Origin of the sequence: Rhodopseudomonas sp. BR0M22, from assembly GCF_010907035.1 — a bacterium.
Lineage (GTDB): Bacteria > Pseudomonadota > Alphaproteobacteria > Rhizobiales > Xanthobacteraceae > Rhodopseudomonas.
Genome location: NZ_QUMK01000121.1, coordinates 1 through 6497 on the forward strand (window position 1 = coordinate 1; position 6497 = coordinate 6497).

The 6497-nt window shown below is 65.8% G+C and carries 5 protein-coding genes; 2 read left to right on the forward strand and 3 right to left on the reverse strand.

Going from position 1 to position 6497, the window contains the following annotated elements:
* Nucleotides 1–253: 253 nt before the first annotated feature.
* Entirely contained in the window at nucleotides 254–1195 is a 942-nt protein-coding gene (locus tag DY468_RS24080; protein WP_164608077.1) for an aldo/keto reductase, read from the reverse strand.
* Between the two features lie 295 nt (nucleotides 1196–1490).
* Between DY468_RS24080 and DY468_RS24085 the strand changes: the two genes are divergently transcribed.
* On the forward strand, nucleotides 1491–2210 hold the full coding sequence (locus DY468_RS24085) for a DNA helicase (protein ID WP_164608079.1): 720 nt from the start codon (nucleotides 1491–1493) through the stop codon (nucleotides 2208–2210).
* Between the two features lie 2 nt (nucleotides 2211–2212).
* On the opposite strand, the gene olsA is transcribed toward DY468_RS24085, so the two are convergent.
* Both olsA and DY468_RS24095 read right to left on the reverse strand, forming a co-directional pair.
* Nucleotides 2213–3049, reverse strand: a complete 837-nt coding sequence (olsA, locus tag DY468_RS24090; protein WP_164608081.1) for a lyso-ornithine lipid O-acyltransferase — start codon at nucleotides 3047–3049, stop codon at nucleotides 2213–2215.
* Between the two features lie 197 nt (nucleotides 3050–3246).
* A complete protein-coding gene (locus DY468_RS24095; protein WP_246701106.1) occupies nucleotides 3247–4113 on the reverse strand; it encodes an AraC family transcriptional regulator in 867 nt (288 codons plus the stop codon).
* A gap of 229 nt (nucleotides 4114–4342) precedes the next feature.
* Between DY468_RS24095 and DY468_RS24100 the strand changes: the two genes are divergently transcribed.
* Nucleotides 4343–6469 carry a molybdopterin-containing oxidoreductase family protein gene (locus tag DY468_RS24100; protein WP_164608085.1) on the forward strand — a complete coding sequence of 709 codons (2127 nt, stop codon included), beginning with the start codon at nucleotides 4343–4345 and terminating at the stop codon, nucleotides 6467–6469.
* Nucleotides 6470–6497 lie beyond the last annotated feature (28 nt).

The following is a 6497-nucleotide window of genomic DNA, read 5'->3' on the forward strand; positions in this document are numbered from 1 at the left end:
ACACGCTCGCAGCGTACTCTGCCTGGACCGCGATGCAATACGCGGAAGGTCGCGGAGGGAAGGGGGCGTGCGGCGGTCGGGACCAATAGAAGGAACACCACCTCTCCACCTGTCATTCCGGGGCGCTCGCGTAGCGAGCGAACCCGGAATCTGACACGCACACTAAACTCAATGCCCACTCACCTCGGGATTCCGGGTTCGCGCCCTTTCGGGCGCGCCCCGGAATGACGGTGTGAGGAGTCGTTGCCGCCAACTACCCCTTCGTAATCGCGTCCACCTCGGCCATCTCTTCCGCCGTCAGCTTCCAGCTCGCGGCCTTGACGTTCTGCTCGATCTGCTCCGGGGTGGTGGCGCCGGCGATCACGCTGGAGACTTGCGGGCGGCAGGCAAGCCAGGAGAACGCCAGTTCGAGCAGCGAGTGGCCGCGGGCTTCGGCGAACGCCTTCAGCCGGTCGACCAGATCGAGATTGGCGTCGGTGAAATAGCGGTCGCGGATCGCCGGCATCTTGGCGAAGCGGGTGTGCGCCGGCGCCTCGGTGCCGCGCTGGTACTTGCCGGTCAGAAGTCCGCTCGCCAGCGGGAAGAACGGCAGCAGGCCGAGCTTGTATTCCTGCGCGGCCGGCAGCAGGTCCTTCTCGATGTCGCGCACCACCAGGCTGTATTCGTCCTGGCACGACACGTAGCGGTGGGTGCCGAGCGCACGGGCGACGTACTCGGCCTCGGCGATCCGCCACGCCGGAAAGTTCGAATTGCCGATGTAGCGCACCTTGCCGGCGCGGATCAGATCGTCGAGCGCACGCAGGGTCTCGTCGATCGGCGTCAGCGGATCGTAGTCGTGCTGCTGATACAGGTCGATCCAGTCGGTCTTCAGCCGCTTCAGGCTGGCCTCGACCGCCTCGACGATGTAGCGCCGCGACGCGCCCTGCTTGGTGCCGTCGGTTGCCATCGGCTTGCAGAACTTGGTCGCCAGCACGATGTCCTTGCGGCGGTCGCCGAGCACGTTGCCCAGCACGGTCTCGGAGCCGCCCATGCCGGCATAGATGTCGGCGGTGTCGAACAGCGTGACGCCGAGGTCGATCGCCTTGTGGATCACCTGCTTCGAGGTTTCGGCATCGGTCCGCTGGCCGAAATTGTTGCAGCCGAGGCCGACGACCGAGACCCGCAGGCCGCTGCCGCCGAGATTGCGAATGTCCATGAAGTGTCCTTGAGAGATGCTTGAAGCGGTGCATTGTGGCGCGCGCCCCGCAGCGCCGCAAGGCAGCGCCCCGATCACAGCCGCGTCATGCCGTGCGTCGTCACGGCATCACGGATGCGAAAGCCGTTCTCGGCGCAGGCGAGGCGAGCTATAATTTGATTCTGGCGTGGCCCGCGCCTCCCCCCTCCATCGGGAAAGTATCGTTCATACCGGGCTCTACGACCGTCGAACCACTTGTTCGAGCACCGGCATGAGGAGGGATTGCGGGAACGGCTCGATCGAGGAGGTTGTCGAGATGCGCTTGTCTGCGCCGGTCTATCGTCTGAAACGTAAAGCCAAACTGCTGTCCCGCTCCCAAAACCTGCCGCTGCACGCGGCGCTCGATCAGGTCGCCGCGGCCGAAGGGTTTGCGCGCTGGAGCCTGCTGATCGACTCGGCCGCAGCGTCGCCCGCGGCGCGTCTGTTCGCAGCGCTCAGCCCCGGAGATCTGGTGTTGCTCGGCGCGAGGCCGGGGCAGGGCAAGACGCTGCTCAGCCTCGAACTCGCCGTCGAGGCGATCAAGGCCGGGCGTACCAGCGCCTTCTTCACGCTGGAATACACCGAAGCCGAGGTGCTGATGCGGCTGCGCGCGATCGGGGCCGATCCGGCGTCACTGGCGGACAAGTTCACGCTCGATACGTCGGATGCGATCTGCTCGGACTACATCATCGGCCAACTGGCGTCAGCCGAGCGCGGATCGCTGGCGGTGGTCGATTATCTGCAATTGCTCGATCGGCGCCGCGACACGCCGGAGCTGAATGCACAGATCCGCGCGCTGCGATCGTTCGCCCGCGCGGCGGGTGTGATCCTGGTGATCATTTCGCAGATCGATCGCTCTTACGATCCGGCCAAGAAGCGCTGCCCGGATCTGAGCGATGTCCGCCTCATCAACGAACTGGACCTCGGCCTGTTCTCGCACGCCTGCTTTGTCGGCTCGGACGAGATCAGGTGGTCGCCGGTGTCCGCGGCGGCGTGAAGCTACGCGGCTTCCGGCTGTCCATCCGGCACAGCGGCAGGGCGCGGCGCGATGGCGCCGCGCATGCCGGCGCGGCGGGCGGCTTCGCACATCCGCCGCACCGATTGTTCGGCGTCGCGGGTGATCTGCTTGCGGTCGGCGGTCGTCGAGGTTGCGACCGCGTCGCCCCAGCTCACGGTGACATCGATCGCGCCCGCGGTCAGCAGCGCGACGAAATGCGGGATCAGGTCGGCATCGCCGTACCAAGCGACCCGGTCGCGCAGTTCGCGGCCGATCGGCAGGCCGCTGAGACCCGTATAGGTCACCGCCATCGGCTGCACCGCGACGCCGGCGCCGGTCTGTTCGCCGATCGCGTGATGCACCGCGCCGACCAGCGCCGAGCGGAACGGCAGCACCCGGCTGCCGTCCGACGAGGTGCCTTCGGCGAACAGCACCATGGCGTCGCCATCCTGCAGCCGCGCGCCGATTTCGCGCGTCGCCTCGCCGGTGCGATGCCGCGCCTGACGGTCGATGAACACGGTGCGCTGCCAGCGCGCCAGCGCGCCGAACACCGGCCAGGTCGCGACTTCGCTCTTGGCGATGAACGACACCGGCGCCACCGCGGAAATCACGCAGATGTCGAGCCAGGAGACGTGATTGGAGAGGATCAGCACCGGCCCGTCGCAGCGGCGGCCGACCTGATGAATGCGGACGCCGATCAGCGCGCAGACGATGCGGTGATACAATTGCGGAATCGTGCGCTGCGCGCGCCAGCCTAACCGCTTCGCCAGCAGATGGACCGGCAGCAGCGTCAGCGTCAGCGGGACGACGGCGGCGATGACCAGGATAAATCGCAGCATGGCAATGACTTTGGGCCGCTCAAAAAGGTGCGGCCCCGGTCAGACGCGGCGACTGACGGGGACCGCTGGGGACGTTGATCGGCGACGGGGGGCCTCGATCAGACGCGAGCGGACCCTAGCGGTAGTTTGTTACACGGCAGTGACGCATCGCAGCGAGGCGTCGGAGCACAACTACCGCGTACCGGCGGTGACGACGATCAGCACTTGCTCATCGTCGTTCTTTGCTGCGCCCGGTAGAGGCTCGGCGTGGTCCCGACTGCCTTGCGGAAAGCGCGATTGAAGTTCGCCTGCGAGGAAAAGCCGGTCGCATAAGCGATGTCGATGAGTGGCTGGTCGCCGGCCGCCAGCAGCCGCTTCGCCAGATCGAGCCGCTGCCGGCTGACATATTCGTGCGGCGCGCAGCCGGTCGCGGCCTTGAAGCTGCGCGAGAAGTGCGCCGGGCTCATGCAGGCGATCGAGGCGAGATCGTTGACGGTGAAGTCGCGCTCGACCGACGAACTAATGAAGTCGGTCACCCGCGCCAAGCGGCGCGCGTCGAGCGGCCGGCTTGTCGTGTGTGTCTGTTTCAGGCGGACGGCGGTGTCCGCATAGCTGTGCACCAGATGCGCCGATAACGCGCGGCCGAGGCTTTCGATCAGCAAGCGGCCGGTCGACGACTCGTTAGCGAGCTCCTGCAGGATGCGGTCGGCGACGTGCTCGATGAAGATGTCGTGGTCGATCGCCTCGTAGCGGATCACCATTCCGGCCGGATCGATGTCCATGTCCTGCAGCATGGTGTCTTCGAACGGCCGGCCTGGCAGGAAGATGTGCAGGCACTCGTGGATCTGGCTTTCGACCCTAATGAAATCCTCGCGGATGCCGGCCGGACACAGCCACACCGTTCCGCGGCGGCCGTGGGTCCGCTGCCGCATGCCGGCGCCTTCTCGGTCCACCACCGAAGAGCCGCGGAGCAGCACGGCGATCTCGGTGTCGCGCGGCAGCAGCGACGGCAGGTCGCCGGACTCGTGGCTCCACCGCTCCGCCAGCAGGTGGGACCAGCGCCGGTCGTTGGAAGTCTGGAGCATTCTGCCGGTCACATATTTATCGACAGAATTGCCGAGCATCCCCATCGTGAATCTCCACAGATTGACGCGAGTGCAGGCAAGAACAGTCCAGGTAAGCAATTACCGTGCCATAGGACCGGGTTTTCGTCCATGGCAGATTTGGAAAACAACCAAGCAGGTTTGGAAAAGCCACGCCGTCGCCGCTGCCGCATCCTTGCGCATGTTCTGAACGTGCACACGGAGGAGACACATGGCCCGGACCACCGTCGTAGGCGCCTGCCCCCACGATTGCCCCGACACCTGTTCGATCTTGACCACCGTCGAGGACGGCAAGGCGATCGCGGTGCGCGGTAATCCAGATCACCCGTTCACGCGCGGCCGGCTCTGCGTCAAGGTCAACAACTACGAGGAGCGCGTCTACAGCGACAAGCGCCTGCTCTATCCGATGAAGCGGGTCGGGCCGAAGGGCACCAAGCAGTTTGCCCGCATCTCCTGGGACGAAGCGATCGACACCATCGCATCACGCTGGAAATCGGTCATCGCCGAGCACGGCGCGCAGGCGATCCTGCCTTACAGTTATTTGGGCACGCAGGGCGTCATCAATGGCCTCAACGTCGGCGATCCGCTGTTCAACAAGCTCGGCGCCACCGTGCTCGAACGCACGTTCTGCGATTCCGGCTCGTGTACCGCCTACATGATGACGATCGGGCACACCCCGGGGGTCGATCCCGAGAGCTTCGTGCACTCCAAGTACATCATCCTGTGGGCCTGCAATACGCTGAGCACCAATTCGCACCACTGGCCGTTCATCGAGCAGGCCAAGAAGAACGGCGCCAAACTGGTGGTGATCGACCCGGTGAAGACGCGCACCGCGCGGCTCGCCGACTGGCACATTCCGATCCGCCCCGGCACCGATGCGGCGCTGGCGCTGGCGCTGATCCATGTGATCATCAAGGAGAATCTGGTCGATCGCGACTACATCGACAAATACACGGTCGGCTACGACGAACTGGTCGAGCGCGCCGCGACCTACACGCCCGAATTCGCCGCGCAGGAGACCGGCATCCCGGTCGACGACATTCTCAAGCTCGCCCGTGAATACGCCAACACACCGCCCGCGGTGGTGCGGATCGGCGTCGCGGTGGAACGTCACGCCGGCGGCGGCCAGACGGTGCGGGCGATCGCCTGCCTGCCGGCGCTGATCGGCGCCTGGAAGCATGTCGGCGGCGGCCTGCTGCAATTGCCGATCTGGGCCTTCCCGGTGAAGTGGGAGGTGCTGATGCGGCCCGAACTGGCGCCGGAAAACATGCGCGTGCTGAATTCGTGGCGGCTCGGCCGCGCGCTCACCGGCGAGCTCGGCTTCGATCCGCCGATCAAGGCGCTGTTCGTCTACAACGCCAACCCGATGGCCATGGTCAGCGAGCAGGACAAGATCGAGAAGGGACTCGAGCGCGACGATCTGTTCACGGTGGTCAGCGATCACTTCCTGACCGACACCGCCAAATATGCCGACATCGTGCTGCCCGCGACCACCCAGCTCGAACAGACGGACATCATGTTCTCCTGGGGGCACCTCTATCTGTCCTACAACAATCAGGCGATCGAGCCGCTCGGCGAAGCGGTGCCGAACACCGAGCTGTTCCGCCGGCTCGCCAAGGCGATGGGCATCACCGATCCGACGTTCTATCGCAGCGACGACGAGATGATCGAAGCCTCGCTGGACTGGACCAATCCGGTGCTGGAGGGCATCACGCTCGACGATCTGAAGGTCAAAGGCTATGCGCGGCTCAACATGCCGGCGCCGGCTGATTGGGCGCCGCATCGCGAGGGCAATTTCCCGACCGCGTCGGGCAAGTGCGAGTTCAAGTCGACGATCTCGGACGGCGGCAATTTCGTCGTGCCGCTGTTCCGCCAGGGCTACAATGGCGAGCAGGACGGCGCGGTGGTCGATCCGCTGCCGCACTACATCTCGCCGAACGAGAGCGCCCGCACTGCGCCGCATCTGGCGGAGCGCTATCCGCTCAGCCTGATCTCGCCGAAGAGCCACGCCTTCCTCAATTCGAACTACGGCAATCTTCCAGCGCAGACCGCGCAGGCCGGCGAGGAGCAGGCCGTCATTCTCAATCCGGACGACGCGGCCACACGCGGCATCGAGGCCGGCGCGCCGATCCGCGTGTTCAACGATCGCGGATCGTTCGAGGCCTATGCGACGGTGTCGGCCGACGTGATGGCCGGCGTCGTGGTGGCGCCGTCCGGCTACTGGCAGCGCTCCAACCGCAAGGGCGCCACCGTCCACGCGCTGACGCCGCCCGCATTCGCCGATCTCGGCCGCGCGCCGACGTTCTCGGACGTGCTGGTGCAGGTCGGACGGATCTAGTTCGGCTCTCGCCGCCTTTGGCCGACGC